This window comes from Paenibacillus hemerocallicola (assembly GCF_006265175.1).
Taxonomy (GTDB): domain Bacteria; phylum Bacillota; class Bacilli; order Paenibacillales; family NBRC-103111; genus Paenibacillus_AB; species Paenibacillus_AB hemerocallicola.
In genome coordinates this window covers 96,438-122,277 of record NZ_VDCQ01000007.1, presented here as the reverse complement: position 1 = coordinate 122,277, position 25,840 = coordinate 96,438, and the positions used below count along the sequence as shown (strand labels likewise).

Below are 25,840 nucleotides of genomic sequence, written 5' to 3'. Positions count from 1 at the left end.
ATCAGACAAACTTCCGGTCTCTGCATGCGGAACGATCCGATTAGACGGAAAAGAGGTCATGGAGGCATACGAATCCGTATGTCTTCATGACCTCTTTATTCGTCCGTCCGTCTGTCGGAGAGGTGACATTCAGGACGGCTGCTGCGGCACAGGCTCGTCGCTGTAAATCGTAATGACCCGGTTCAGATTGTCCCAGTATGTTTTGTAGCCGAACAAGTCGCTAATCTCCCGCAGGTTGACGAGCACGCGATTGTTCAGGATGTGAATCGGAGCAAGTATCGTGCGCACCCGGTCGGGGTCGTCGGTGCGCGTATACTGGATTTCGTTGCGGTCCAAATCGATCCGGATCCGCTGCGCACCGAATGCGCTCATCAGCTCCTCCACGGGCGTCCATGTCTTCCCGTCGACGATGACCGGCTTATGCGCCGTAAACTTCACTTCGTTGTTGTTGTAATAGACGCGGATGAATGGCAGCGTCCTCGCTTGGTTTTTGTTCCCGAGCAAAGTAATATGGCCCGCGTTCAGCTCGGCGATATCTTCGGGGGACATCCCTTCGATTTTATTGTTGCCTTTGCCCGGTTGAAGCTCGACGCCGTACGATGCCCTCATTTCCTGCTGGAACGCGCTCATGATGTCCGGTGTAACCTGCTTCAGACCGATGCCCGTGCCTTCCAGACGGGAGATCAGCACCCCGATGCTTTCCGCGGCGAGCGAACCGTTCGGCTGAATGCGCGCGCTGCCGTAGGCGACAGGCGTTGCGCCGACGAGCTTGCCCGTCAGGATGACGTTATCCGCTTCCTTGAGCAAATAGCTGCGGAGCGGCATCCCGTATTTGTCCGGCCGTCCGATGGCGAAGCCTTCGCGGTTGGAGCGCGATCCCTGGATGTCGATGAAATAGCCGCCGATGCTTACGTTGTCCCAGAACATATCGCCGCCGAGCAAATCGGAAGCTTCCAGCGTGTACTCGGTCGGATAGTGGTCGTATTCGCGGATGTACAAATATTCCGGCTCGCCGTTCAACTCCAGATTTTGAAATCCGGTAATGTGCTTCTTCAGATGGTCGCGAATCCGGGGCATCTCCTCCCGGGCGTAGCTCATCGCCCGCGCGACCGTCTCCGGGTCGCTCGGATCGACGTCGTACACCTGAAGCGCGTTAATGATAATTTCCCCGTCCTTCTGATTCAAAATGTTAAGTCCCCGCAAATTGACCTTGTCCGGGTTTTTCGGCTCATAACGGGCGACGATGGGCGGAAAGCCGTAGGCGATATTGGCGTCCACGTACGTTTCCGGACCGTACATCGTCATCCGCTCGGCTTTGTTCATTTTCCAAAATTGGCCGTAAAACGTTTGCCAGTCGACGTTTTTGAATTTCATCATATACGTCGCGCTCATATATTCTTTTTGCGGATTTTGGTAAAGCGCTTCCAGTCCAGGCTTTCTCTCGACTCCGAGCAGGTTGACCAGCGCCCCGTTGTCGGTATTGTCGACGAAATAATCCGCTTCGATCGTCCGGGTGCGACCTTTGCCGTTCTGATACGTCAGCGAGCGGATCGCGCCGTTCTCTTTCTCGGCCGCGGTCAGGGTGGCCTGCCGGATGATCGGTATTCCTCGTACCAATCCGTTGAAATAGGTCTGGAAATCTTTCAGCTTGCGAATGTTCCCGGCATAGTAGTCCTGGAACAGCTGCTTGATCGAGCCTTGCACCAATGAATTTCCTTTATCGTCGAACGTTTCGTCCAAATAAATCATTTCGCCCCGAAGCAGCTGTCCTCCGACGCCGTCGTCCGTCTCCAGCACGGTGACGTCCAGCCCAAGGTCATGCGCCCGCCTGGCCATGTACATGCCTTCCAGCTCCGTGCCGATGATGACCAGATCCGCCTTGCGGTCCGCCATATATCGGTAACCCGCAATGGACAACGCGGCCGCGATCACGAGCAGCGCTCCAACCCAAACCGTTTTTTTCACTTGATGCAACTCCTTGACGACTTATACGACGAGAGCGTGATTACAGCCTCTATTGTACGGGAAAAAGCCGGGCCCGGCAACGGGGGAACGCGCGTGGGAAATGGCGGGCGGAACCGCGTCGGGCTTGACGGATTCGACTTGTATGGCGACTGACGCGATAAATGTGACAAAGGGGGACAATAAATGGCTTCGGTGTTACCGATTCCGGTCCGATATGATGTTGCAATTTGTCGTGTGCGCTCATGATTCGCGATCGGTTCATCAGCCGTTTTTTTGAAAGTTTTTTTGTAGTGTACCCTCCCGGAAGGTAAACAATACCGGAACAGGTCTGAAAACTATAAATGTCAGGTCGGTTTATTGGTGAGTAGAGGCGGAGCGGTCCTGGCGAATCACGCGGAACACGTTGCTGTACAACGGAGCGTTTATCGTGATCGATTTGACGCTCGGGGTGACGCCGGCGATTTTGGCGAACGAAATCAGGAGCAAGCTGGCGTCCCGATTTTACCAAGGAAGCCGGGGGCAAATGCACGGGCCAAGGCACACGAAGGTTGGAAGGGGCGCTGAAACAATTTTTGACTTCGCGGTCAATAACTGATAACATGTTGCTATGAGCAGACCAAGAGAATTTGATGTCAATCGTGCACTTCACCAGTCCATGGAAGTATTCTGGACAAAAGGCTATAAGGGGACTTCCTTTGAAGATTTAACCCGCACGACGCAGGTTAAGAAGCAAAGTTTCTATTGCGTATTTAAAGACAAGCGGGCTTTGTTTTTGAAGGCATTGGCGCTGTATCGCGAACAGAGTGTATTCGTGCTGGAAAAATTGGCTTCTCAGGAAGCGCCACCCTTAAAAAAGCTTGAGGCCATTGTCGACGTTACGCTATGCCATGGTGACGAAACAATCGGTCGAGGATGTCTTATGGTAAACTCCGCGCTGGAAGGAACCGATGACGAAGAGGTAACTCGCGAAGTAGAGTTGATGTTTGCCGAAGTCGAACAAATACTTGAGAAGATCATCCGCAGCGGTCAGGAGCAGCAGATGATTACGACCCGTCGTACCAGTAAAGAACTTGCGGCTTATCTGAACAACGCTCTGCTCGGCGCAAAAATCATGGAGAAGTCGGGTGCTTCGCGGGAGCGTATCGATGCGGTCTTACGTACTTCTTTGGCGATGATCGCCCCTTGATTTTTTTTGTGAAGTTATTGACTACACAGTCAATAAGGGATTAACGGTAAAGAAATAATAACAAAGACAAGGCGAGGAGGCGGTTCTCTTGCAAAGATAGCCCTCCGCTCCTTTTTTTACGAAGTTTTTGACTGTGTAGTCAATAATGTGAAGCGGTAATAAATGAACGATAAAGGGAGATGAAGGAGGTGGTTCTCCGGGCAGGAGCATAAATCCAAATTCAAGTTGCGGATTGTAATTCTTTTAGCGAAACTGCTAATCTGTTGCAGAGATTTATTTGCATAATTTAACATGGAGGTTTTTGTATGAATTCTTCTCAATCCGTTCAGACCCTGTTCAAGCCTATTGCAATAGGGAATTTGACACTAACTAATCGTATCGTAATGGCGCCGATGACCCGACAATTTTCTCCGGACGGAGTACCAGGTTCGGATGTAACCGCCTATTACCGTCGCAGAGCTGAAAACGACGTTGGACTTATAGTGACTGAAGGTACGGTGATCAATCATCCGGATTCGTCCAATCAAGCCAATGTACCGCACTTTTATGGTGAGGCTGCGTTAAACGGCTGGGCAAACGTAGTGACCGCGGTACATGAGGCGGGCGGACGGATCTTACCGCAGATTTGGCATATGGGAGCGCGAGGCCATGTCGGGGATTATACGGAATCGGAAATCGCGGCTATTGTCCAAGCCTTCGCACAGGCAGCATATGAAGCCAAGCGGCTTGGCTTTGACGGCATCGAACTCCACGGTGCGCATGGATATTTGATCGACCAATTTTTCTGGGAGAAAACCAACCCGCGCACCGACAGCTATGGTGGCGATATGGTTGCGCGCACCCGCTTTGCGGTGGAGGTCATCGAAGCTTGCCGCCGGGCCGTCGGACCGGAATTCCCGATCCAGCTCCGTTTCTCGCAATGGAAGGGGAGTGATTATTCGGCGAAATTGGCTGAAACACCGGCACTGCTGGAGCAGTTTTTGGCGCCATTAGTCGATGCGGGTGTCGATATATTCCACTGCTCCACTCGCCGTTTCTGGGAACCTGAATTCGAAGGCTCAAATCTAAATCTTGCTGGATGGACAAAAAAGCTGACTGGGAAACCGACCATTTCGGTTGGATCGGTTGGCCTTGATGGTGATGTTTCGGGTCTTTTTACGGAAGGAAAGGGGGCCAGTAATGTCAAGATCGACGGGCTGATCGAGAGACTCGAACGTGAAGAATTTGACCTGGTAGCCGTAGGCCGGGCATTACTGGTTGATCCTGCTTGGGCAAACAAGATTCGCGACGGTCGAATAGACGAATTGGCCCCCTTTTCGGCTGAGGCAATGAAAACACTTTTTTAAATCCCCGTTCGTTTAGCGACATACTACACATTTCGAAAGACGTAGGACGATAGCTCATTGAGGCATTTGAAGGCAGCCGGCATTTTGTGTTCGGCTGCTTTTCTCAACTGCCCTGGAAATAGCTTGAACCGAGTGGTTGCATAGTGAATTTCCATTATTCCGTGGTGTCCCCTCATGGGGCGCGGATGGACGGGCAGTTTAGTTTAACATCATTCACGGTGAACCGTACCTATGTTCACAATCCTAAAAATGAAAAAGACCCGAAAAGGGTCATTTTTTGTACGTGGCAGCCGTTTGCCACGATTCCTCCTGCCTATTTCGCGTAAAGGAAACTAATCTTTATCTACGCCAATCAACATTTACTTGGGGTAATACAAGCGTAGCAGACACCACCGCTTATTTTGTCCTGTGGAAGGCTCATTTGTCCGCTTACTACGTCCCCTCGTTTAATGCAAATGAACCTTCGACGAACGAGTTTACTTTCTCAATCGTAATCCCTTCCGCGTAATGCATCTCCAAGTAATCCAGCCCTTTTAGTAGACAATTACCGGTGCTTTCTCCCTTTCTGTTCTCCCGCTCGGCGCCACGGATTGTCAATGCATCGACCACTTTTAAAAAAGCGCCGAGCTTGGCCAAATCCGACGTCCGGGAAAGCAAAAGCTGCGCTTTGCGGCGTGATGACGTGTTTTGTCTGTTCAACCGTTCCCACGAATATTTTCGCCGCGGATCGCGATCCGCCGCAAATCTGGCGTCCACTGCTTTGCTAGCAGTAGAAGCGAGACAGACCGGCGGTGACAACCGTCGATGCGGAAAAAGGTCAAAAAATGACAAACGGTATTGGACAAGTTCTGACATGGACGGAGCCGGTGCGAACCTGTTATAGTTTAAATATCCAATAAAACATATTGAAATTATAGGTTTTAAAACCGGATGTCGACCATTCCAATGGGGCATAGAATCGCCGAGCGCGAGTCTATGCCTTTTTGTTTCAAAGCATACACAAGCCCGGAAAACCGCCGAGCCCAAACAGGTTCGCGTCACGCCGGCCATCACAGACCATGGGGAGGATACTCGAATGAAAAAACAATTTACGATTTTCGGCTCGCTGCTGGCGGCCATCTTGACGGCTGCCGGATGCTCGCAACAAGAAGCGGGAGCGCCGGCCGGACAAGACGTCAAAGCCGCTCCGGCTCCGGTCGAACTCCAGGCCCAGCTTTCCGCCGCCTACAAAGAGGTGTTTACGAAATATATGGAGCCGGCGATCCGGGCGAAGCTGCCTCACATTACGGTCCATTATTCGGACGAAAAGCTTACCTTGCAGGACAAAATCGCCGCCGGTGACATCCCCGACATTTTGCTGCCGAATGGAAACTTGAGACCGATTATCGAAGTCGGTCTCCAGTACGATTTGACCGAGCTGATCGCCACAAACAAATTCGACTTGACCAAGCTCGATCAGACCTTGATCCAAAGCATTCGGGCTTACGGTCCGAAAGGCGAAATTTACGCGTTACCCGGTGACCGCAGTGTAAAAATATTGCTGTACAACAAGGACCTGTTCAATAAATTCAATGTCCCGTACCCGACAAGCGGGATGTCCTGGGAAGAGGCGATCGGATTGGCCAGAAGGCTGACCCGGACCGAGGGCGGCACCCAGTACTACGGATTGAATACGGCCGGCTACGGCAATTTGAAGTCCCAGCTGCAGCTCCCGGTATTCGATAAAGAGGGCAAGGCGCAGCTCTCGACGCCGGACTGGCAGAAGCTGACCTCGACTTGGAAGACGATTAATGAAATTCCCGGAAACCGGACGACGGCAAACGCCCGCGATCTTTTCGCGAAAAACCAAAACACGGCGATGTTGCTGAACAATTCCTCCTGGCTGCTGCGCAATCCGGTGCCCGGTCTCGAGTGGGACTATGTGGTCGCGCCGACGTTCGAAAACAGGCTTGTGCCCGACTTGCTCGGCTCCATGCTGTCGATTGCCTCGACGAGCAAAAACAAAGACGCGGCCTTCCAAGTGTTGGCCTTGTATTACTCCGACGAGATTCAAACGGCCATTGCCCGGGACGCGGCGCTCGTCGTCGGCTCCAGCGTTCTTGAAATCCAGAAGCAATACGGCGTCAATACGGCCAGCTCGGCAGGAAAAAATGTGCAGGCCGATTTCGCAGGGAAAGCCGCCGTCAAAGTAATCGAGCAGTATGACTACGTGGCGAACCCGATATTGAATCAAGCGTTCAACGACATCGCCGACGGAAAAAAAGATATCAATACGGCTCTGAGGGAGGCGGAAGAGCAAATAAACTTGAAGGTTCAGGAGGAAAAGGCGAAAAAGTAAGCGGAACATCGGCTCCGTTTGCTTGCCTTGAAATAAATAAACGATAAGGAGGCGTCGGCGATGATCAAATTAGCGGCGCATTTGGAAATCAATTTCGGGAAGGGCGTTTCCTTCGGCGAACGCTGGAAAGCCGCGAAGCGCGGCGGCTTCCGGGGCTGCGAATTCGTATGGAGAAATGCGGATCTGTCCGAAGCCGTCGAGCTGCAAAAAACGGCTCCGCTCGCGGTGAGCTGCCTGGGTGGAACGACCGGAGGCGTCGCCGGCGCGCGTCCGGTGCTGGTTCTTCCCGAAGATCGGGAGCGGCTGGCCAAAGATGCGGAGGCGGCGGTCGCCTATGCCGGGACGCTGTCCTGCAGCAACTTGATCATGGTGGCGGGGAGCAGCATCCCCGGCTGGAGCCTCGAGAAGCATAGGCAGGAGGCGGTCGCTTCGCTGCGATATATCGCGCCGATTTTGGAGGCGGCCGGAGTAACCGCCCTGATCGAGCCGCTAAACAGCAAAGTCGACCATAAAGGCGCCTACTGCGATACGGCCGCGGAAGGGCTTCGGATCGTACAGCTTGCGGAAAGCCCGAATGTGAAGCTGCTGTACGATGCTTACCATATGCAAATCATGGGCGAGGACCACAGCGGGGTCATCCGCGCCAACCATGCGCTGATCGGTTATTACCATCTGGCGAAAGTGCCGGGAAGAACCGAACCGATCGGCGGGGAAATCGATTATGACGCTTTGCTGGAAGTAATCGGAGAGACGGGGTACGACGGATTTATCGGTCTGGAGTATAAGCCTTCGGGAGAGTACTCGACAGCTTTCGAACGACTCGGGAGCACGTATCCCGCCTACATGTAGCCGGCATTTGGAGAAGAGCAACGAAAAAGGAGCGCAGCAAACAACCATGACAACGCCGCAAATCGCCATTCAGGCCAGAATATGGGGATTGGCCAACCTCCATCAAACGTATCCGGATATTTTCACTAAAGCGTTGCAATGCGGCTATGCGGGAGTAGAGAGCCGGTGGTCGCTACTCGACGATATGGAGGGGCTGCGGACGTACATGTCGACCGTGCCGCTGAAGCTTGTCGGGCTGCACGCCAATCTGAAAGATTTCGATCCGCTTGCGGATAAGCGCATCGGGTTGCAGGAACTGCTCGACAAAATGAACGTACTCGGCACGTCCTACTTGCTTGTCAGCTTCGGCAAGCAGAAGGAGTACGGTCGTTGGTTCGAGCTTGCCGGCAAGCTCGCGGAGACGTGCGCCGCAAGCCAAGTAACCTTTTGCTACCACAACCATGCTGGCGAATTCGAGTACCCCTCGTTTTTCGACGAGTTGACCGGACAATACGGGGTTCCTCTTGCCGCCGATTTGGCCTGGGTATGGAGAGCCGGACGCGATCCCGTCGAGTTTATCGACCGTTACGCTCCGTATATTCGCTATGTGCACGTCAAAGATTCGACGTCAGGCGGGGCATGGAAGGAGCTCGGACAAGGGGATATCGATCTGCCGCAAGCGCTTCGGCGCGTGTCGGCCTTGAATTTGCCATGGTGGACGGTGGAGCAGGACGATACCGACAAAGACCCTACCGAGAGCGCGACCATCAGCAGAGCTTATTTGCGCAATCATTTCGGCTTCTGATTTACTGCCGGATCGTTGCCCAGGGGAGGTAAACCATGAGTCACGCGAGTCCAGATCGTACGCGACGGCTTCATCTTGGCGTTTTTCTCGACGGCGCGGGTCACTACTCGAGCGCTTGGCGTCATCCCGCGTCGCCCACCGACCGTTTTTTTCAGTTGGACTACTACAAGCAATTGGCAAGTACGGCCGAACGCGGAAAATTCGATATGGTGTTTTTTTCGGACCGGTACGGCATTCCTGACCGATACGGCGACCACTTTCGCGCAACCGTACGATCGCTGCACTCGGCGCATCTCGATCCCTTTACGCTGATCGCCGCTTTGGCCGGCGTGACGGAAAAGGTGGGCTTGGCCGCCACCGTGTCGACAAGCTTCAGCGAACCGTTTCATGTGGCGCGCCAGTTCGCTTCGTTGGATTGGCTGAGCGGCGGTCGGACGGCCTGGAACATCGTAACGTCGACAAGCGACAACGAGGCGCGCAATTTTGGCGAAGATCACATACCGGATCACGATGTCCGTTACGAACGAGCGAAGGAATATGTCACAGTCGCGAACGGGCTATGGGACAGTTGGGAAGCGGATGCTTTCGTATTCGATAAAGAAGCAGGTATATACGCGAATGCGGATAAAATCCGGTACCTGCATCATCGCGGCCGTCACTTCGCGGTACGCGGACCGTTGGACGTACCCCGTTCGCCGCAAGGGAGGCCGGTTCTCGTGCAAGCCGGATCGTCGGACACGGGGCGGGATTTTGCCGCGCACGCAGCCGAGGTCATCTTTACCGCCCAACCCTCGTTGGAAGGGGCCCGCACGTTTTATGCGGATATGAAAACCCGTGCAGCCGCTTACGACCGCTCCGCCGATTCGATCAAGGTGATGCCGGGACTAATGCCGATCGTCGGTGAGACCGAAGCCGAGGCCCGGGACACGGAAGCGCTTCTCGCGGAATATGCCGACCCGATTGCCGGCCTCGCCATTTTGTCCGACCAAATCAATTACGATCTGTCCGTACATCCGCTGGACGGCCCGGTTCCCGAGCTTCACGACGTGACGGGCATGCAGAGCCGGCTTAAACTGATCGCCAAGCTGGTAAAGTCGGATGCGCTCACCCTCAGACAGCTGGGCAAATTTTACGGAGGAAGCCGTCTGCATCGAAAAGTCGTCGGATCGCCGACGCAAATTGCCGACTTTATGCAGGATTGGTTTGCGGCGGGGGCTTGCGACGGATTTAACCTCATGCCGCCATACTTGCCGGACGGTCTGGACAAATTTGTCGAGCTCGTCGTGCCCGAGCTGCAAAACCGGGGGCTGATCCGAACGGAATACGAAGGCTGTACATTGCGGGAACATCTGGGTTTGCCATGGCCTGCCGGGCGGCCACGCTTTTGAGCGTGCAGGCCGGTTCGACAATAACAAGATTCATCCATCGGGAGGTGCCATCGAGTGACGGTACGGTATGGCCTTATCGGATATGGCGCATGGGGCAGCCATCATGCAAGGACGATTCAATCGACGCCGTCGGCGCGACTAGTCGCTGTCGCGGCTTCATCGGAAGCATCGGCGAATAAAGCAAAGGCCGAGCTAGGGACGGACGTCTATACGAATTATACGAAGCTGCTGGAGCGGGACGATATCGATGTCGTCGACATCGCGGTGCCGAATTACAAGCACCACGAAATCGCGCTGGCGACGCTGAAGGCCGGGAAGCACATTTTGCTCGAGAAGCCGATGGCGTTGACGGTAGAGGAATGTCAAGATTTGATCGACGAGGCGGCCAAACGGGGACGGATGATCCAAATTGGCTTCGAGCAACGCTTCTCCCCGTTGTGGGGACGAGTAAAAGCCCTTATCGGGGAGGGGAAAATCGGCACGCTGAAAACGGCCCATGTGCATTTGTCCCGTTTTCCTTACCGGAACGGCTCCGAAGGATGGCGCATGGATGCGAGCCGGGTCGGAAACTGGATTTTGGAGGAGCCGGTTCATTTTTACGATTTGGTCCGCTGGTATTTCGCTGACCGGGAACACCCGGTTACCCTGTACGCGCTTGGCAATTCCCGGGATGCGGGCACGGAAGCCGATCAATTGTACGAAAATATCGCCACCGGCATCGCGTTTTCAAAAGGCGGATTTGCCACGGTAAACCAAACGTTGGCCGCATACGGCCACTACTTGACGGGCGAGTTTATCGGAACGGAAGGCGTGTTGAAAGCGAAATGGCTGGGCTCGTCCGACCGAATTCGCGACCCGCAGTTCCAGCTTGAATACTACGACGGAGAGCGGCGTCACGAGCTGGAAGTTTCCGAAATGCCGGGCGAATTGTTCGAGCTGGAATACCAGATCGCCAACTTCACGGAAATTGTCGGAAAAGGCGAGAAACCGAGCGTCAGCGGGGAAGACGGTCTTTGGGCCGTCAAGCTGAGCTTGGCTGCTCAGCAGTCTATCATAGGCAAAAAGGTCGTTTATGTTGGACCCTAATCCGGAGGCATTGGAGGGAAAGGTATGAGTAAAATTTGGAAGGTTGCCGTTATCGGCACGGGAGATATGGGGAAGCAGCATATCAAAGGCTGGCAATTGGCCGGGCACGAGGTTGTATCCGTTACGGATATCGATCTGCAGCGGGCCCGGGAGTTGGCCACGCAGTTCAATGTGAAGCAAGTGTACCAGGACTATAAGGAGGCGATCGTCGATCGTGACGTAGAGATCGTATCGGTTTGCCTGCCGCTCGCGCTTCACGCGCCGGTCACAATCTTTGCCGCCGAACAAGGCAAGCATATATTTTGCGAAAAGCCTTTGGCCCGAAATTTTCGGGAAGTCGCCGATATGGAAGAGGCCGTACGCAAGGCCGGCGTTCAGTTTGGACTCGGCCTCCAGCGGAATTTGTCCGTTGGAGTCCAGACGGCCAGGCAATACGTGCAGGAAGGCAGATTGGGAAGGCCCGTCATTTTTCACAACGATTCGCTTGCGCAAATACGCCCGAAGCGGGTGATGCACGATGCCGACGGCAACGGCGGGCCACTTATGGACCTGGGCTGTCACTATTACATCATGTGGCAAACCGTGTTCGCTTCCCGACCGAAAACGGTGTACGCCCGCGGCCAACTATTGGCGAAAGACCGCGAAGAACTCGCCCACATCGCGAAGCTCGCCTATGATACGGCTCAAGTGACGATCGAGTACGAAACAGGCGATGTCGGAATATTTACCGTTTCATGGGGATTGCCTCCCGGGGTCAAATTGAAAGCTCATGTCGACCGTCTGTACGGACCAAAGGGAGGGCTGGAGGGAGGCTTCAATAACAACGCCGCCAAGCTGACGTTTTACGACGGAGACCAGGTTTCCGAATTGCATCTGGAGTCGTACGCCTCCCTACATAACGAGCAGTTCCGGCTGTTCGTCGACGCGCTGAACGAAGGAAAGCCCGCTCCTGTCGGCTTCGAGGCGGGCAAAGATGTGCTGGCGCTCACGCTAGCCATCTTCCGGTCGATCGAAACGGGGGAAGTGATAGATTTCGGATCAACCATCGAATGAAATTCCAGCATTTCTTCGCTAATATGAAATAAGACGAGGCTGCCAAATCGATTTGGCGGCCTTATTTGGTATCGGCAGCCATGGGCAAAAAACTGGTAAGTACCGTTTTTTCTTACTCTAAGCCCAATCGTCCAGGTGGTATAGCCCGGACGACAAGAAAATACCTTTGAGAACGGTGTTAAAGGTGTGTCCTCTCTCTCTGTAGCGTTCCGATTAGCGATCTTGGAAGCGCGGACCCGCTACAATCCGCATGAGCATATCCGCATCCGGCAGTTGATGATCGTCATCGATTGGCATGTTGAGTGTGATCAATGCGGACAACATGGTCAAAAAAGCGGAGATGAGCTTGCGGGCATTGCCTTGTGCAAAATCCCCAATCTGCTGCCCTTCCTCGAACAAAGGAAGCAACTGCTCAATATAGCGCTTCACGGAAAAATGTTGCAGCAGTTGTTTAGCTTCATCCGGCACATCTTCAGCATTATTCGCGTGCTGAATCAGCTTGAAGGGATATTGCGCGCTTTCCTCCTTCAAAATGCTTGCGGTAAAGCTGCGAAGTTTGTCAAAAGGGGAACCAGGGAGATCGTTGATCCTCTCCATCGTAGTTTCCTTGGCAACTTGCCGGATCAGGGTGATGAACAGCTCTTCCTTCGATTCGAAAAAGCGGTAGAGCTGGCCCGCACTCAATTCGGCTTCTTCGGCGATCATGCTCATCTTGGCTCCATGTAAGCCGCGGACGGCAAATACCTTTAAGGCTGCCTCTACGATTCGCTGTCTTTGAGTTTCTCGCCGTTTAATCAACTGTTCTTCAGATAATGGCGACACCGGTTAGGCACTCCTTTCTAATAGTTATTTGCGAAATATAATCATGATGTTGACATAAGTTGATCCATGGTTGCGAAGGTTGCTCCCTTAAATGAAGGGATCGTTTCTGACAGTCGTTCATCCAGCGGGCGATCCGACTCCTCAATCCATCGGTCTAACCATTGCTTAGCTTCGCCGGAACCGCCTGCAGCCAGCAAGGATGTAACCATATTCGCACTAAACAAATCTCGCGGGGATAAGAACAAGGAGTTAACAAGCCAATATAATCCGAATATGTCGTAATTGGCATGTTCCGTAGACCATTTGAGGACATGATCGAAATAGTTCTGCGCAAACGTCAAGCCTTGAATCGGCTGTTTACCGATATGCTCCACGCCTCGCCACCGCAGATCAGATACAACATTTAACCACCAGGCCGTCTCGATGCTCTCCTGCATCCGCTGAAGGACATCGAGCTCGAATTGAGGTTTGGGGTGTTTCAACTGATGGTGAAAGCATGCTTCAAGGATTTCCGCCTCAATCGCCGCGAGTGTCATTCCTTGACCATAAACAGGATCAAGTTGGCAGAAGGCGTCTCCCATGACCAGTAGACCGGACGGCCATCGCTGCATCTGTTCGAAATGCTGCCTGAACAGTTCCGATACCCGAAAACCACGCGGTTGCCCGATCGGTTCCAGTCCTTTCAGTGCTTCATTCAATAATGGGTTCCCTAATTGGCGAATTTCTTGTTCGTATAACGCCGGATCGGTGGAGGGATACCGACCATTTAAGTTCCAGAGTACCATTTCTGCTATATCGTTTTCAATGATTGAAAACGCGCCTGCGTGTGTCGTTGCGAGAGGATCTCCTTCCATGCGAATCACATCCAACTCTTTCTTGCGCCCAGCAGGGATGTGATAACGTCGAGTGCTGTAACCCAGAGATATCTTTAATCGCTCAGGCTGCGGCACTTCGTAACCGAGCTCGGAGAGCCATTGAACGGTTTTGGAGAATCGGCCGCTGGTGTCGATGATAAGGTCTGCCGTCATCGTGAATTGCTGACGTTCACCTGAAATACGCTCCCTGATTACAACGCCGGTTACCCGCGAACGATCCTCGGACGTTTGAAGGTGAGTCACTTCATTTAATCCAAGCAAACGAACATTTTCTATACCCCTTATATAGCTGCGCATGACCCATTCGAACAAGGCTCTGCTGAACGAAGCATCGTGTTTTTGTTCGACTGCAATCATTCGGCCGTAAGGGTTGGAGAGATGTGTGGTTTTCCCACGAGTGGGGTGAGCTCCGTTTTTGATTAACTCATCAATAATTCCAGGGAATAAACGGTTTAGAATCAAACTGCTGCGAGGCGTAAAACGGTGAGGCTGGAAGGCCTGAGGTGTTCCGGGACGGTTTTCAGGCTCCTGAGGAAAAGCGTCTCGGTCCACGATCACAACCTCACCATAAAATCCAGAAAGCACCTTCGCTGCAAGCAGTCCGGCGATACCCCCGCCAATAATAATAGCGCGTTCCATGTTCATAAAGTTATTCCTCCTTAATTTAATTACGGCTCGTATTTCTAAGTTCCAAAAACGTTAAGAATGAACCATTCATTCATAAGATAATCCATTTATTTCGTACTGTCAATCCTTTTGAAAATTTCTGGCCACGGGGAGTAGTCCCGAGGTGCAATAGCTCCTTCCTCGTTCAATGAACTGCCGTTGCATGCCGTAATCGCCCTTTAGGATCGAAAGGAATAATAATTTTGTTGACACGATTATGTGCGAAGTGGTAGTATCCTTTTAAATCCAAGTAATTCAATATGATAAGTCGATGTCAACTAGATAACTAGAGACAAGACGGACTTCGGTTCGTTTTGTCTTTTTTTGTTTTTTTAAATTCAGGGAACATAAGCGAAACACGTACCGAACGACCAGTAATAAAATAATGCGCGGTCAGCGTTGACAGCCGAAGAGCCGACTTACCGGCTGCGTTGAAAAAAGGAGAGTCTGAATTGACTATTGCATCTGTTTCATACGGGATCGTTGCATCGCCCCACCCGCTCGCAGCCGATGCGGGGCTTGCCGTATTGGAAGCCGGCGGTTCCGCCATTGACGCCGCCGTTGCCGCCGCTTTTGCCCATACCGTGGTAACCCCGAGCAGTTGTGGGATCGCGGGCTATGCCGGCACTATGATTTTTTATTGCGCCGAACGAAACCAAGTGTTGGCGGTCGACTTCAACAGCCGCGCACCTGCCGCCGCCCGGGAAAATATGTTTGCGGTGGAGCAAGATGCGGATGGCCGTACCCGAGTGCCGGGCCAGGCCAACTCGCGAGGCGCTTTATCCGTCGACATACCGGGCACGGTGTCCGGGCTGGTACTGGCTCAGGAAAAGTTTGGCTCCTTGCCGTTGAACGCGGTTCTGCAGCCGGCGATTCGGGCTGCCCGGGAAGGCTTCCCTGTTAGCTCGGCATTGGCCAATACGGTTACCGGCTTGCTTGCCGCAAAGGTTGATGATTTTCCCGAGATCTATCGGCTCTACTCCATAGACGGACGACCTCCTCGGGAAGGGGAGATTCTCCGTTGTCCGGAGTTAGCTGATACCTTGGAGCGAATCGCCGAAGCCGGAGCTTCCGCATTTTATGAAGGCGAAATAGCACGGCGCATTGTCGATACTGTCCAAAGTCACGGCGGGATCGTTACCCTTGACGACTTGGCAGCTTATCGAGCCAAGGTGGTACAGCCGATACATACCGGGTATCGGGATTACGAGGTGTTCACACCGCCGCTAGGGGCCGGGGGGCTGACGGTGCTTCAAGCGCTGCGCGTATTGGAAGGGTTCGATGTAGCCGGGACCCAGGGCGGGGCAAAGCTGCTTCACTTGCTGACCGAGACGGCCAAGGCGGTTTTCCGGGAACGGCTGACAAAGTATGGCGACCCCGAAATAACCGGCAGTCTGACGGAATATGAGTTGGGAGAAGAGCTGATCCAAAAGCTGCGGAACGAAGTGGCGGAAGGGTTGAAAAAGCCCTCGAAGGGTCGGATTATCGCTCCGCATCCGTCAGGCGGCACTATACACCTCGTAACCGCAGACCGGCATAGAAACGTCGTTTCCTTGACTCTCACTCACGGGGAAGCATTCGGCTCTTTATTGGCGGTTCCGGGTACCGGCATCGTTTTGCCCCATGGGATGTCCCGCTTCGATCCGCGACCTGGCTGGCCCAACTCTGTCGGTCCGTCCAAGCAGCCCTTGCACAATATGTCGCCCGTACTTGCCATGAAAAATGGGCATCCGGCGCTGGCGCTCGGAGCCGCGGGAGGCCGGACGATCGTCAATTCGGTCTATACCGTGCTAACACGGGTGATCGACTTGGGCTTGAGCTTGCCGGATGCATTGAAGGAACCTCGGTTTCATGTGGAAACGAGGGAGCCGGTCTGGGTAGAAGAGGGCGATGAGGAATTGGCGGCAGCGCTTACCCGGTTGGGACACGAAGTGGAAATCAAGCCGTCAATCGGCATTTTACAGGGCATCGAGTTTAACCTGGAGACCGGATCGGCGCACGGGGCAAGCGATACACGCAGTCCCGGGAAGGTAGCATGGCGATAACGGCATAGGACTGAAGTTGACGGCCTCATAAGTGAGAAACCGAGATCATATGGAAGAGTCGAACGTTCTCCAAGGAGGGGGAGGATAGGCTTATTCTCTAAAAACGGTATTGCAAATTTTGTTGACGGCCCAGGCGCCTATACCATGATGGATAGACGAGAGGGAAAGTTGGAAATCCCTCTCGTTTTGCATTTTCTAGGAGTAGCGGACCGTTAGCATGCGATCCGGAATCGTCTTTTGTTACTTGTTCCGCGCCAAAGAAATGCAAGTATAAGAACCCGGGCGGTGTAACGACAATGGACAGCAATAAGAAGCCTGAACGAGACAGTGGGCGTCAAGGCAAATCATACTCGATTTACAAGCGAATGATTGTGCTGATCGTTTGCTTTTTCTGCATTCCGTTCCTTATTTCCGGCGTGTATTGGTACAATCAAGCGAGCCGCATGATCGAAACGAAAGCGGTGGAGCACGGCCGGCAGCTCGTCGATTTCATGAACGGGCATCTGGCCTCCTACTTCGAGCAGTTGGAGGTTACCACATCTTCGGTGCTGTCTTCGCAACTGCTCAAAACGTACTTGTCGAAACAGACGTACGACGAATACGACCAATACGATTTTACGCAACGCGCCTCGAACGATATTTTTTTGCATCTCCTGTCCAATCGGGCCGATATCTTCAATGTTTCCATCGTGGGGAACAACGGGCTCGTGGCGAGCAGCTTCAGCTATAAAAGCGCGCTGGAGGCGTATAACCGATACTCGAAAAGCAATGAGATCGGGGCCAAATTTTCGATCAAAGGGATTCGTTGGATCGACGGAACGCCGGTTTTGACGATTGTCCGCAATCTCATCAACAACGCGAGCTACCGTTCGGAAGGCATGCTCATCGTCGATATCAAGTACGGGATCATAGCCGATCTGATTCAACGAATGTCACTGGGCCAATCGGGGCAGCTGTGGGTGTACGACGATGAAGGAGAAATCATTTATAGCGCCGATCCGGATACGTGGGGCAAGCCGATGGAAGAAAATTTTCCTTCGATACCGCTTATTTCCGGCCGGGATTCGCGAATCGACCAGTCCGCGGACGGTAAAACGTTAACGGTATACAACAGGCTGGACGTCGCCGACTGGGAAGTTGCCAACCGGGTATCGGTGGACGAGCTGGTAGGCAACCTGAACAATTTGAGCACGATGACCGTTCTAATCGGCGCTCTCCTGGTCTTACTGGCGTTGGCCGTCATGTGTACCATTTTGTTCGTCCTGACCCGTTCCATCCGATCGTTGCAATTTCTTATGAAAAAAGCCGAGAGCGGCGACTTGGAAGTCCGCGCTCCGGTCCATCATCCCACTCTGGAAATCGCGAATCTATACCGCAGCTTCAACAGTATGGTCGACGAGATCAATCGGCTCGTCCGAGTCGTCCATTTGGCCAAACTGAAGGAGAAGGAGATGGAGCTCAGACAGATGGAGTCACGGCTTATGCTGATGCAGTCCCAAATCAATCCCCATTTTTTGTACAATACGCTGGAAGTGGTTAACTCCTACGCTATAGAGGCGGGGGTCGATCAGGTCAGCCGGATGATCGTCGCCATTTCCAAAATGTTCCGCTACAACCTGCACGATCTGAAAAGCAAAGTGTCGCTTGCGGAAGAGCTGGAGCATTTGGAAACGTATTTGAGCATACAACGGGAGCGGTTCCCCGGACTCGTTGTCGAAACACAATTCGACGGGCAAACGGTCGATAAAGTGCCGGCAGTTCGTCTCGTGCTGCAGCCGATCGTCGAGAACTGCTTCAAACACGGCTTCGAAAACAGGGAGAGCAATACGATGTGGATTCGGATCGAGGGCCATGCGGAGGAAAACCGTTATCAATTAAAAGTAATCGATCGCGGCGCAGGAATAGACCCGCAAACGGCGGAATGGCTGAACGCCCGCTTTGCCGCTGACGATAAGGGATTGCCGGAAAACTCGCTCCGTCACGGGGAAGAACCTCATATCGGCATGTGGAATGTGCATAGCCGGATCCGTTTGGCTTTCGGGCCTTCATACGGGCTGCGCGTCGCCTGCCCGGACGGAGCCGGTACCGAAATCGAACTCACTCTTCCATTGGAGGAAACCGATGATGAACATCCTGATCGTAGACGATGAAGCTCCGATTAAACGCAGTCTTATGAAAATCATCGAGAAAGAGCTTCGACAGCTCCGGGTCGTGAGCATGGCCGACAACGGATTGGAAGCGCTTGGAAAGATCGAAGAGTTGATGCCGGATCTGGTCATTACCGACGTCCGCATGCCCGTCATGGACGGAATGCAATTATCCCGGGCAATTCGCGCACGCGGTTATCAGACGGAAATCGTCATGGTATCGGGATATTATGATTACGCCTATCTTCGGGAAGCGCTGCAGCAAGGGGTTACCGATTATTTGCTGAAGCCTGTCGACCCCCATGAAGTGGCGCTTACTTTGCGACGCGTCTATCAGAAGCACGAGAATAAGCTGAAAGAGAGGGTGGAGATGCAAACGTGGCTGGCCGACCGCAAATCGTCGATTCGAAAGCTGGCCGAGTCCGTTTGGTTTTTGCATGAGGATCACGTATGGGAGCATGTGGACGCTTTGGAAGATTCGCTCGGCCGGGAGCCGGATACCGCGAGGTCGTCCGAGTATGCGATGCAGTGGCTGACGCTCGTCAATGCCGAATTTAAACAATTAAGCGACGGGAAGCTCGGCATGGAGCAATACCCCGAATTCCAGGAGATGGCCAAATCGGCAAACTTCGGTCAGCATATTCGCAAGCTTCTGAGCGAATCGATGGAAGATATTAGAAAAGTGCGCAACTGGGGCTCTCATCGTTCGATTCGCAACGCACTCGACTATATTCAGGACCATTATGGAAACGAAACGCTTTCGTTGGGCGAAATCGCCGACGCCGTCGGGATGTCCGCAACTTACTTCAGCAAATGCTTCCGTCAAGAAATGGGGATAAGCTGCATCCAATACATCACGCGCCTTCGGATGGAAAAGACGGTGGAGCTGCTGGCAAACCCTTCATTTAAAGTATACGAGGTCGCCCATGCAACCGGCTTCAGCGAATACGCCCACTTCGCCAAAGTATTCAAAAAGACGTTCGGCTTTTCCCCCAGCGAGTACCGGAGCAACCTGGGAATTACGTAAAGCGTGCAAAAGTCGGTTCGCTTCGCATGTCGGAATTATCCATAATCTTATTAATAAAACCATACCGGCCCGCCGCAAAAGGTAGTATGAAATGGAATGAACTCCGAAGGGCGGTTGGTTCTTTTTGAAAATGGCAAAAATCGGCGTGCTGTTCGACCGAAAAGCGGCCGAAGCAAAATGGAAGTCTGGATAACACGAAGCTATCCGCATGGTTATAGCTGTACGGCGAGAGCTCCCGGTCGATAGCCCGGAGCTCTTTTTGATGGAGCAAAAAATGAAATAATATTGCAAAATCGGCCATATTTATCGTTCCTGCGATTCGTTACGATGAAGACGAGTAGATGAATAGAAACGCTTAAAACCCGATGAGAGGGGGAATTGCAATGCGATCGAAAAAGCATGGCTGGGTACCCGCAGTCCTGGTAGGCGCAGCCGCTATCATGACGGCATGCGGGGATAGCGGGAACGCCAAAGCGGGCGATGCCCCGACGGATTCGGGCGAATCCGCCTCGTTCACGATCCTCAACAACGATGGCGGCGAGTCTTATGCGAAACAGGCGATGAAGGATGACATCTTCTACAAGGAAATGTCCAGATTGTTCAGCGAGCATAGCGGCAAACCTACGCAAATCGCTTACGAGTTTTTGCCGGCGGCCGATTTTTCACAGCAGGTAACCGTCCGGTTCGCCTCCAAAGCCGTGACGGAAGTAATCGCGACGACGTCCATTACCGACAAAGGGCATCCGACGGCGGTGGAAAACGGCGTTTTTACGGATTTGACCGCCCTGATCGATCAATACGGTCCGAATTTGAAAAAGAACATTCCCGAGTACATATGGAAAAATCCGCGGGTCAGCAAGGACGGCAAAATTTACGGCATACCGAAAATGCTTACACCGCTCGACCCTCGCGCCTTCCTCGTGCGCAAAGACTGGCTGGACAAACTGGGCATGAAGCAGCCGGAAACGCTGGACGATTATTTGGCTTTCTTCGAGAGGGTCAAGCGCGAGGATGTGAACGGTAACGGCGACCCTAACGACGAGGTAGGCTTTATCGCCCGTTCCGATTTAGGCCAGAGCCAAATCTTTTTCGCGGCCTTCGATCTGTTTCCCGGCGTTTGGCATGTCGTCAACGGCCAATTCATTCCGGACATTATCAATCCGAAGATGAAGGACGCGATCCGATTTTACAAGCTGCTTTACGACAAAGGGTATATGAACAAGGACTGGATTACGACCAAGCAGGCGGATTGGTCAAACGAAATATTGAATGACAAAGTGGCGACTTGGCAAACCGACTTGCGCCAACTGGCGGGGTTCAGCAAAGACAGCTTCGCGAGCAAAAAAGGCGTCGTCGACGTGCTTCCCGGTTTCCGGGACGAATCGGGCACATTCAACCTTGGTTACAGAGGGCTGGGCATCGCAAAAGTGCACGTGGTCTTGTCCACGACGAAGCATCCCGAGCGATTCGTGCAGTTTATGGACTGGACGTACTCGAACGATCAGAAGAAAACCGACTTTTTCGCGTTCGGAATCAAAGGGCGCAACTACACGGAAGAGAATGGCGCAATCAACTGGGAAGGCAACAATGAAATGAACAAAAAAGAGAAGACGTTCGTGGAAACGATGATCAACCCGTCCGGAGACTCCCGGATGGACATCCGGGTGATCGAAAAAGCCGGAATCGTCGATCCGAGCGTGCTCAAGCGGGGAACCGATTATACGGCGAAAAACATGTACGACGACCCGAGCATCAACATGGAACTGCCCGAGGTGTTGCAAACGAAGCCGGAGCTCGGTTATGCCGGAGGAAGCCTGTTCATGGACATGTTCTCCAGAGTCGTTACCGGCAAAGAACAACCGGACGCCGCGTTCGACAAGTTTGTCGCCGATTGGAAAAAACGCGGCGGTGACGAAGCCGTCAAGCAAGCGACGGAATGGTACAACAAGAACGGCAAGAAATAAGCGCAATAGTCGGGGCTCCTGAAGTGAATCGCTTAATTGGCACAAACGGATGCATTGGGGTTCCCAGGTGCGGCAGAGGTGGTTCCCATGCTGAAAAAATGGATGTCCGACCCGCGAACGGCACTCCTGATCATAGCGCTTCCGGGCATTTTGCACTTTCTGGTTTTCAAATATATCCCGCTGCTGGGAAACGTGATCGTCTTCCAGGACTACGACATGTTCCGGGGCATATCCGGCAGCCGGTGGGTCGGCTTCAAACATTTCGTCACGATGTTCGAGTACGAGGATTTCGCGAACATTTTATGGAATACGGTCGTTCTCAGCTTATACCGTCTCTTGTTCGGATTTCCCGCTCCGCTCGTTCTCGCCCTTCTACTGAACGAAATACGTCACGCCGTTTTCAAGCGGTCGGTGCAAACCGTCCTGTATTTCCCGCATTTTTTGTCGTGGGTCATCGTCGGCGGCATTTTCATCAGACTGCTCGACACGGAAGGCATTTTGAACGACATCTTAACCTGGTTCGGCGTCGAACGGATTCCGTTTCTCGAGGAATCCGTCTATTTTCGCAGCGTCATCGTCTGGTCGGCCATCTGGAAAGAAGTCGGTTGGGGAATGATCATATATTTGGCCGCCATGGCCGGCATCAACCCGAACTTGTACGAGGCCGCCGTGATGGACGGGGCGAACCGATGGAGACAAATAGCGCATATTACGCTGCCCGCCTTGGTGCCGGCCATCGTGGTGCTGTTTCTGCTGCGGATCGGAAACTTGCTCGACACCGGAGTCGAAGAAGTGCTCATGTTCCTGAACCCGCTCGTCCGGGACGTCGGAGAAGTGATCGATACATACGTATACCGGGTCGGGCTGCTGGAGTCGCATTTCAGCTATACGACCGCAATCGGCTTTTTCAAATCGATCGTCGGCTTGATTCTCGTTGTCGGCTTGAACCGATTGTCGAAAAAGATGACCGGCGAAAGCATTTACTGAAGACCAAGCAAAGGGAAGGCATGCTTCGATTCGGCTTGCGGGGGCGCGAAGGTTAACCCATTTAGTAAAGTCCGGATTCAACCGTACGATCGGGGTGAAAGGCAATGCCCATCTACAAATCGGAACGAATATTTCACGTCATTAACAATTTGTTTTTTATCGCGACCGGCGCTCTGATGCTGGCTCCCATGATCCACGTACTGGCACTGTCGCTCAGCGGTACGGAATTCGTGAATGCGAATCGGGTGTATTTATGGCCGAAAGGCTGGAATTTGAACGTATATAAAGAAATTTTCGGCCAAGCGAGCCTTTGGCGCGCGATGGGCGTTAGCGTCTACATTACGGTGACGGGGACCTTATTCTCGCTGTTTTTCACGTCCACCATGGCGTACGCGCTCTCCCGGCCCAACATGCCCGGACGCCGTCTCATTTTGAAGGTCGTCGTCGTCACCTTCATCTTTTCCGCGCCGCTCATTCCGCATTTCATGATCGTCGACTTCCTGCGCATGACGGACACGTTGTGGGCGCTCATCATTCCCGGAGCGATCGGGGCGTTCGGCGTCATTATCATGAAGACATTTTTTCAAGGCATCTCTTCGGAACTATTCGACGCCGGGTCCATCGACGGCTGCAGCGAATTCGGCATATACGGCAAAATCGCCGTCCCGCTGTCGCTGCCGGTATTTGCAACGATCGGTCTGTTTCATGCCGTCGGCCAGTGGAACGCGTATTTCGGGGCGCTCATCTTCATCCGCTCCAAAGAGCTGTATCCGATCCAGATCGTGCTGCGGGGTCTCATCGTTCGCGAAGATTCGGCGGAGTTCAGCCATATGAACGAGCTGAACATTACGCCCGAGACGATGAAGGCGGGCATCATCGTTTTCGCGACGCTGCCGATCGTCCTCTTGTATCCGTTTTTGCAAAAATATTTCGTCAAGGGCGCCATGGTCGGGTCGTTAAAAGAATAGCGCATCGAAGGGGGGATTCGCCCGCGACCCGCGGAAGCCTCTTGAAAGGAACGATCATGATGAAGGAGGGAAACGACCTATGTCGGCAATTGTTTACAAGAAGATGTTCTGGTTACCGCTTTATCGGCCGTTATTCTCATGATTTCGCTCGCGGGCGGCGCCAATGCGGCTCCGAACGAAACGGGCGCCGCCCTTGAAAGGGAGAAGGATTTTACCCTCGAAGTCCATTCGCTGCGTGAAGGTCATCGTTCGAAGCTGTATATCGCCGTCGAGCCCGCGAACGATCGGGTGACTGCGCCGAGCGTATTGAAAAAAGTTCAAGTGAAGCTGTTCGGCAAGGACGGACAGTTACAGACCGTGACCAACTACAATGATGTACCCGCGCCAGGCGGCAAGGCGTTTATCGAGCTCGGAGACATACCGCTGCCAACCGGCGTTCACGTACAAGTGCTCGTTCAGACCGCGCAAAGCGTCAGCACGGGAGTGCTCGAGGGAGAAACCGCAGTAACCGAGTTTGCGGTAAAACCGGACGAAACGGCGGTGTCCGACTTCCAAGGATACGGAAATCAGTTCAACATGCATCTGTATACCGCGCTGAACGACCCGGCAAGGGGATTTACCGGCAACGAGCCTCCGAAAGAAGCGGCGAACGTCGAAGCGAAAGTTAAAGCGCTGAAGCCGGGGCTGAGCCGCATCTTTTTATCTCCGGTCAACTTTGACCCGGGCAACGAAAACCGGATGGGATCGTTTATCAAGACAGTCGAGCTCGCCCAGCAAGCAGGCGCCATCGTTAACGTCACATGGTGGTTTATCGAACGCGCTCCCGGCGACGATCCGGTCAAGCAAAAGGTCCTGAAAGCGGACCGGGAGGAGAAGGGAGACGGGCACGATGCAGCAAACGGACAAACCGAATCTGATTCTCATTATGACGGATCAGCAGCGGGCGGACACGATACGGGCTCACGGCTATAGCCATATGCATACGCCCAACCTGGACCGTTTGGCGGAGCGCGCAATCAGCTTCACGCGCTCCTTCTGCTCCGGCGTTACCTGCGTCGCGTCGCGCTCGGCGCTGTTTACGGGCATGTACGCGCACAATACCGGGGTATACGGCTTTAATGACTGGTCCCATCAGCGATCGTGGGTGCACGATTTGGCCGATGCGGGTTATCACTGCGTCAATATCGGCAAAATGCATGTTTGCCCTCGCGACGAACGATTGGGATTTCACGAACGGGTTATCGTGGAAAATCCGACCTCTAGGTTCGCGGAACTCGGAAAAAGCGACGACGAGTGGGGGCGCCATCTTTCCTTGAACAAGCAGAACAGGCCGCAGGACAGACATTTGACCGATCCGGACTGGCATGCCAAACATCAAGGTGTGCCTTGGCATTTGGACGAACATTTGCATTCCGACGTATTTATCGGCAATTCCGCGCTAGCCTGGATTCAAAGGCATCGGCCGAAGCAGCCCGTGTTTTTGCAAATCGGCTTTACCGGGCCCCACGAGCCGTATGATCCGTTGCCCCGGCACTACGAGCTGTACAAAAATCGGAACGTTCCGACCGCGGTTTGGAAAGATGGGGAATTGGACGGAAAGCCGCCGCAGCATCTGGCGCATCAAGGGCTGCATTACCGGATCAAGCACGAAAGCACGATCGACATGGCCGGAGCTTCCGATGACGAGATGACGGAGATGAGGCGGCACTATTATGCCAAAGTGACGACCATCGACGAAAAGATCGGCGAGATCATGAACGCCTTGGAGGAGAACGGATATTTGCAGCATGCGATCGTCATTTTCACTTCCGATCACGGCGATATGCTCGGAGATCACCGTCTGCCGTACAAGTGGCTGATGTACGATTCGGTCGTCAACGTGCCACTTATCGTCTGGGATAGCTCCTCACAGGATGGGACCCGAGTCGACGATCTCGTTTCCTTAATGGATATCGGCCCGACTTTGCTGGAGGCGGCGGGCGTGCCGGTTCCCCCGTATATGGAAGGAAAGTCGTTGCTCGGGTATACGCAAGGCAGGCCGCCTGAACCGGAGCGTTACGTGTTCTGCGAAGACAATTACTTGACGATGGTGCGAAGCAGCCGATACAAGCTCGTCCATTATACCGGCCAGGAGGAGAACGGGGAGCTGTACGATTTGCAGCACGACCCGCATGAATTGAACAACTTATTTCATCGAAGCGAGTTCGTCGCCGTCAAGCAAGAGTTGAAGGAAGCGCTGCTCCGCTGGATTTTGCGAAGCACGTATCGGACGACGGGATACAAAACGAAAAGCATGCGAGGCCCGAGATGGTGGCCGATCCAGCCTCCTTACCGGCTGCATTAA

The 25,840-nt window shown here is 53.3% G+C and carries 22 protein-coding genes; 16 read left to right on the top strand and 6 right to left on the bottom strand.

Features of this window, described 5'->3' with window-relative positions; translation table 11 throughout:
• Positions 1-129: 129 nt before the first annotated feature.
• Positions 130-1,965, bottom strand: coding sequence for an FAD-dependent oxidoreductase (locus FE784_RS07315; protein ID WP_139601486.1), 1,836 nt, complete (start codon positions 1,963-1,965; stop codon positions 130-132).
• Between the two features lie 354 nt (positions 1,966-2,319).
• Positions 2,320-2,451 carry a hypothetical protein gene (locus tag FE784_RS42335; RefSeq protein WP_281287034.1) on the bottom strand — a complete coding sequence of 44 codons (132 nt, stop codon included), beginning with the start codon at positions 2,449-2,451 and terminating at the stop codon, positions 2,320-2,322.
• A gap of 121 nt (positions 2,452-2,572) precedes the next feature.
• Between FE784_RS42335 and FE784_RS07305 the strand changes: the two genes are divergently transcribed.
• Both FE784_RS07305 and FE784_RS07300 read left to right on the top strand, forming a co-directional pair.
• A complete protein-coding gene (locus tag FE784_RS07305; RefSeq protein ID WP_139601485.1) occupies positions 2,573-3,151 on the top strand; it encodes a TetR/AcrR family transcriptional regulator in 579 nt (192 codons plus the stop codon).
• A 305-nt stretch (positions 3,152-3,456) separates the two neighbouring features.
• On the top strand, positions 3,457-4,497 hold the full coding sequence (locus FE784_RS07300; RefSeq protein ID WP_139601484.1) for an NADH:flavin oxidoreductase: 1,041 nt from the start codon (positions 3,457-3,459) through the stop codon (positions 4,495-4,497).
• Between the two features lie 432 nt (positions 4,498-4,929).
• Here FE784_RS07300 and FE784_RS07295 read toward each other — a convergent pair whose 3' ends face one another.
• Positions 4,930-5,196, bottom strand: a complete 267-nt coding sequence (locus tag FE784_RS07295; RefSeq protein ID WP_176706020.1) for a hypothetical protein — start codon at positions 5,194-5,196, stop codon at positions 4,930-4,932.
• Positions 5,197-5,572: 376 nt separating this feature from the next.
• Between FE784_RS07295 and FE784_RS07290 the strand changes: the two genes are divergently transcribed.
• From FE784_RS07290 to FE784_RS07265, 6 genes are read left to right on the top strand one after another with little or no spacing between them, the layout of a single operon-like run.
• Entirely contained in the window at positions 5,573-6,835 is a 1,263-nt protein-coding gene (locus FE784_RS07290) for an ABC transporter substrate-binding protein (protein ID WP_139601482.1), read from the top strand.
• A gap of 60 nt (positions 6,836-6,895) precedes the next feature.
• Entirely contained in the window at positions 6,896-7,684 is a 789-nt protein-coding gene (locus tag FE784_RS07285; protein WP_139601481.1) for a hydroxypyruvate isomerase family protein, read from the top strand.
• A gap of 46 nt (positions 7,685-7,730) precedes the next feature.
• On the top strand, positions 7,731-8,468 hold the full coding sequence (locus FE784_RS07280; protein WP_139601480.1) for a sugar phosphate isomerase/epimerase family protein: 738 nt from the start codon (positions 7,731-7,733) through the stop codon (positions 8,466-8,468).
• Positions 8,469-8,503: 35 nt separating this feature from the next.
• On the top strand, positions 8,504-9,856 hold the full coding sequence (locus tag FE784_RS07275) for an LLM class flavin-dependent oxidoreductase (RefSeq protein WP_139601479.1): 1,353 nt from the start codon (positions 8,504-8,506) through the stop codon (positions 9,854-9,856).
• A 54-nt stretch (positions 9,857-9,910) separates the two neighbouring features.
• Positions 9,911-10,942, top strand: a complete 1,032-nt coding sequence (locus FE784_RS07270; protein WP_139601478.1) for a Gfo/Idh/MocA family protein — start codon at positions 9,911-9,913, stop codon at positions 10,940-10,942.
• 24 nt (positions 10,943-10,966) lie between these two features.
• The gene (locus FE784_RS07265) at positions 10,967-11,995 is read left to right on the top strand and encodes a Gfo/Idh/MocA family protein (RefSeq protein WP_139601477.1); all 1,029 of its coding nucleotides are present in this window, start codon (positions 10,967-10,969) and stop codon (positions 11,993-11,995) included.
• Between the two features lie 213 nt (positions 11,996-12,208).
• Here the strand turns inward: FE784_RS07265 and FE784_RS07260 are convergent, their stop codons facing one another.
• Together FE784_RS07260 and FE784_RS40700 are read right to left on the bottom strand one after the other, a co-directional pair.
• A complete protein-coding gene (locus FE784_RS07260) occupies positions 12,209-12,817 on the bottom strand; it encodes a TetR/AcrR family transcriptional regulator (RefSeq protein WP_139601476.1) in 609 nt (202 codons plus the stop codon).
• A 41-nt stretch (positions 12,818-12,858) separates the two neighbouring features.
• Positions 12,859-14,337: an NAD(P)/FAD-dependent oxidoreductase gene (locus FE784_RS40700; protein ID WP_176706019.1), complete on the bottom strand. Its 1,479-nt coding sequence runs from the start codon at positions 14,335-14,337 to the stop codon at positions 12,859-12,861.
• 473 nt (positions 14,338-14,810) lie between these two features.
• On the opposite strand from FE784_RS40700, the gene ggt reads away from it, so the two are divergent.
• The 3 genes from ggt to FE784_RS07240 all read left to right on the top strand — a co-directional run bounded on the left by ggt (position 14,811) and on the right by FE784_RS07240 (position 19,577).
• A complete protein-coding gene (gene ggt / locus FE784_RS07250; RefSeq protein WP_176706018.1) occupies positions 14,811-16,403 on the top strand; it encodes a gamma-glutamyltransferase in 1,593 nt (530 codons plus the stop codon).
• Positions 16,404-16,699: 296 nt separating this feature from the next.
• Positions 16,700-18,553, top strand: a complete 1,854-nt coding sequence (locus FE784_RS07245) for a cache domain-containing sensor histidine kinase (RefSeq protein WP_139601474.1) — start codon at positions 16,700-16,702, stop codon at positions 18,551-18,553.
• A complete protein-coding gene (locus FE784_RS07240) occupies positions 18,525-19,577 on the top strand; it encodes a response regulator (RefSeq protein WP_176706017.1) in 1,053 nt (350 codons plus the stop codon). Before FE784_RS07245 ends, FE784_RS07240 begins: the two co-directional genes overlap by 29 nt.
• Here FE784_RS07240 and FE784_RS07235 read toward each other — a convergent pair.
• Positions 19,570-19,878 carry a hypothetical protein gene (locus tag FE784_RS07235; RefSeq protein ID WP_139601472.1) on the bottom strand — a complete coding sequence of 103 codons (309 nt, stop codon included), beginning with the start codon at positions 19,876-19,878 and terminating at the stop codon, positions 19,570-19,572. The two genes, FE784_RS07240 and FE784_RS07235, sit on opposite strands and share 8 nt — an antisense overlap.
• A gap of 82 nt (positions 19,879-19,960) precedes the next feature.
• Here FE784_RS07235 and FE784_RS07230 point away from each other — a divergent pair, with 82 nt between their 5' ends.
• From FE784_RS07230 to FE784_RS07210, 5 genes are all read left to right on the top strand, one after another.
• Complete coding sequence (locus tag FE784_RS07230; RefSeq protein ID WP_176706016.1) at positions 19,961-21,541, top strand: extracellular solute-binding protein; 1,581 nt, start codon at positions 19,961-19,963, stop codon at positions 21,539-21,541.
• 87 nt (positions 21,542-21,628) lie between these two features.
• Positions 21,629-22,528, top strand: coding sequence for an ABC transporter permease (locus tag FE784_RS07225; protein WP_139601470.1), 900 nt, complete (start codon positions 21,629-21,631; stop codon positions 22,526-22,528).
• Between the two features lie 104 nt (positions 22,529-22,632).
• Positions 22,633-23,496: a carbohydrate ABC transporter permease gene (locus tag FE784_RS07220; protein WP_139601469.1), complete on the top strand. Its 864-nt coding sequence runs from the start codon at positions 22,633-22,635 to the stop codon at positions 23,494-23,496.
• 138 nt (positions 23,497-23,634) lie between these two features.
• Positions 23,635-24,468, top strand: coding sequence for a hypothetical protein (locus tag FE784_RS07215; RefSeq protein ID WP_139601468.1), 834 nt, complete (start codon positions 23,635-23,637; stop codon positions 24,466-24,468).
• Positions 24,386-25,840: a sulfatase family protein gene (locus FE784_RS07210; protein ID WP_139601467.1), complete on the top strand. Its 1,455-nt coding sequence runs from the start codon at positions 24,386-24,388 to the stop codon at positions 25,838-25,840. The genes FE784_RS07215 and FE784_RS07210 overlap by 83 nt, the downstream gene beginning before the upstream one ends.

Bases quoted from the DNA above. Each gene is read 5' to 3' on its own strand.
- FE784_RS07300 (WP_139601484.1), top strand. From the start codon at position 3,457: ATGAATTCTTCTCAATCCGTTCAGACCCTGTTCAAGCCTATTGCAATA.
- FE784_RS07215 (WP_139601468.1), top strand. From the start codon at position 23,635: ATGATTTCGCTCGCGGGCGGCGCCAATGCGGCTCCGAACGAAACGGGC.
- FE784_RS07235 (WP_139601472.1), bottom strand. From the start codon at position 19,878: ATGGCCGATTTTGCAATATTATTTCATTTTTTGCTCCATCAAAAAGAG.
- FE784_RS07210 (WP_139601467.1), top strand. From the start codon at position 24,386: ATGCAGCAAACGGACAAACCGAATCTGATTCTCATTATGACGGATCAG.
- FE784_RS07245 (WP_139601474.1), top strand. From the start codon at position 16,700: ATGGACAGCAATAAGAAGCCTGAACGAGACAGTGGGCGTCAAGGCAAA.
- FE784_RS07285 (WP_139601481.1), top strand. From the start codon at position 6,896: ATGATCAAATTAGCGGCGCATTTGGAAATCAATTTCGGGAAGGGCGTT.
- FE784_RS07225 (WP_139601470.1), top strand. From the start codon at position 21,629: ATGCTGAAAAAATGGATGTCCGACCCGCGAACGGCACTCCTGATCATA.
- FE784_RS40700 (WP_176706019.1), bottom strand. From the start codon at position 14,337: ATGAACATGGAACGCGCTATTATTATTGGCGGGGGTATCGCCGGACTG.
- FE784_RS07280 (WP_139601480.1), top strand. From the start codon at position 7,731: ATGACAACGCCGCAAATCGCCATTCAGGCCAGAATATGGGGATTGGCC.
- FE784_RS07275 (WP_139601479.1), top strand. From the start codon at position 8,504: ATGAGTCACGCGAGTCCAGATCGTACGCGACGGCTTCATCTTGGCGTT.
- FE784_RS07220 (WP_139601469.1), top strand. From the start codon at position 22,633: ATGCCCATCTACAAATCGGAACGAATATTTCACGTCATTAACAATTTG.
- FE784_RS07230 (WP_176706016.1), top strand. From the start codon at position 19,961: ATGCGATCGAAAAAGCATGGCTGGGTACCCGCAGTCCTGGTAGGCGCA.
- FE784_RS07240 (WP_176706017.1), top strand. From the start codon at position 18,525: ATGATGAACATCCTGATCGTAGACGATGAAGCTCCGATTAAACGCAGT.
- FE784_RS07305 (WP_139601485.1), top strand. From the start codon at position 2,573: ATGAGCAGACCAAGAGAATTTGATGTCAATCGTGCACTTCACCAGTCC.
- FE784_RS07290 (WP_139601482.1), top strand. From the start codon at position 5,573: ATGAAAAAACAATTTACGATTTTCGGCTCGCTGCTGGCGGCCATCTTG.
- FE784_RS07265 (WP_139601477.1), top strand. From the start codon at position 10,967: ATGAGTAAAATTTGGAAGGTTGCCGTTATCGGCACGGGAGATATGGGG.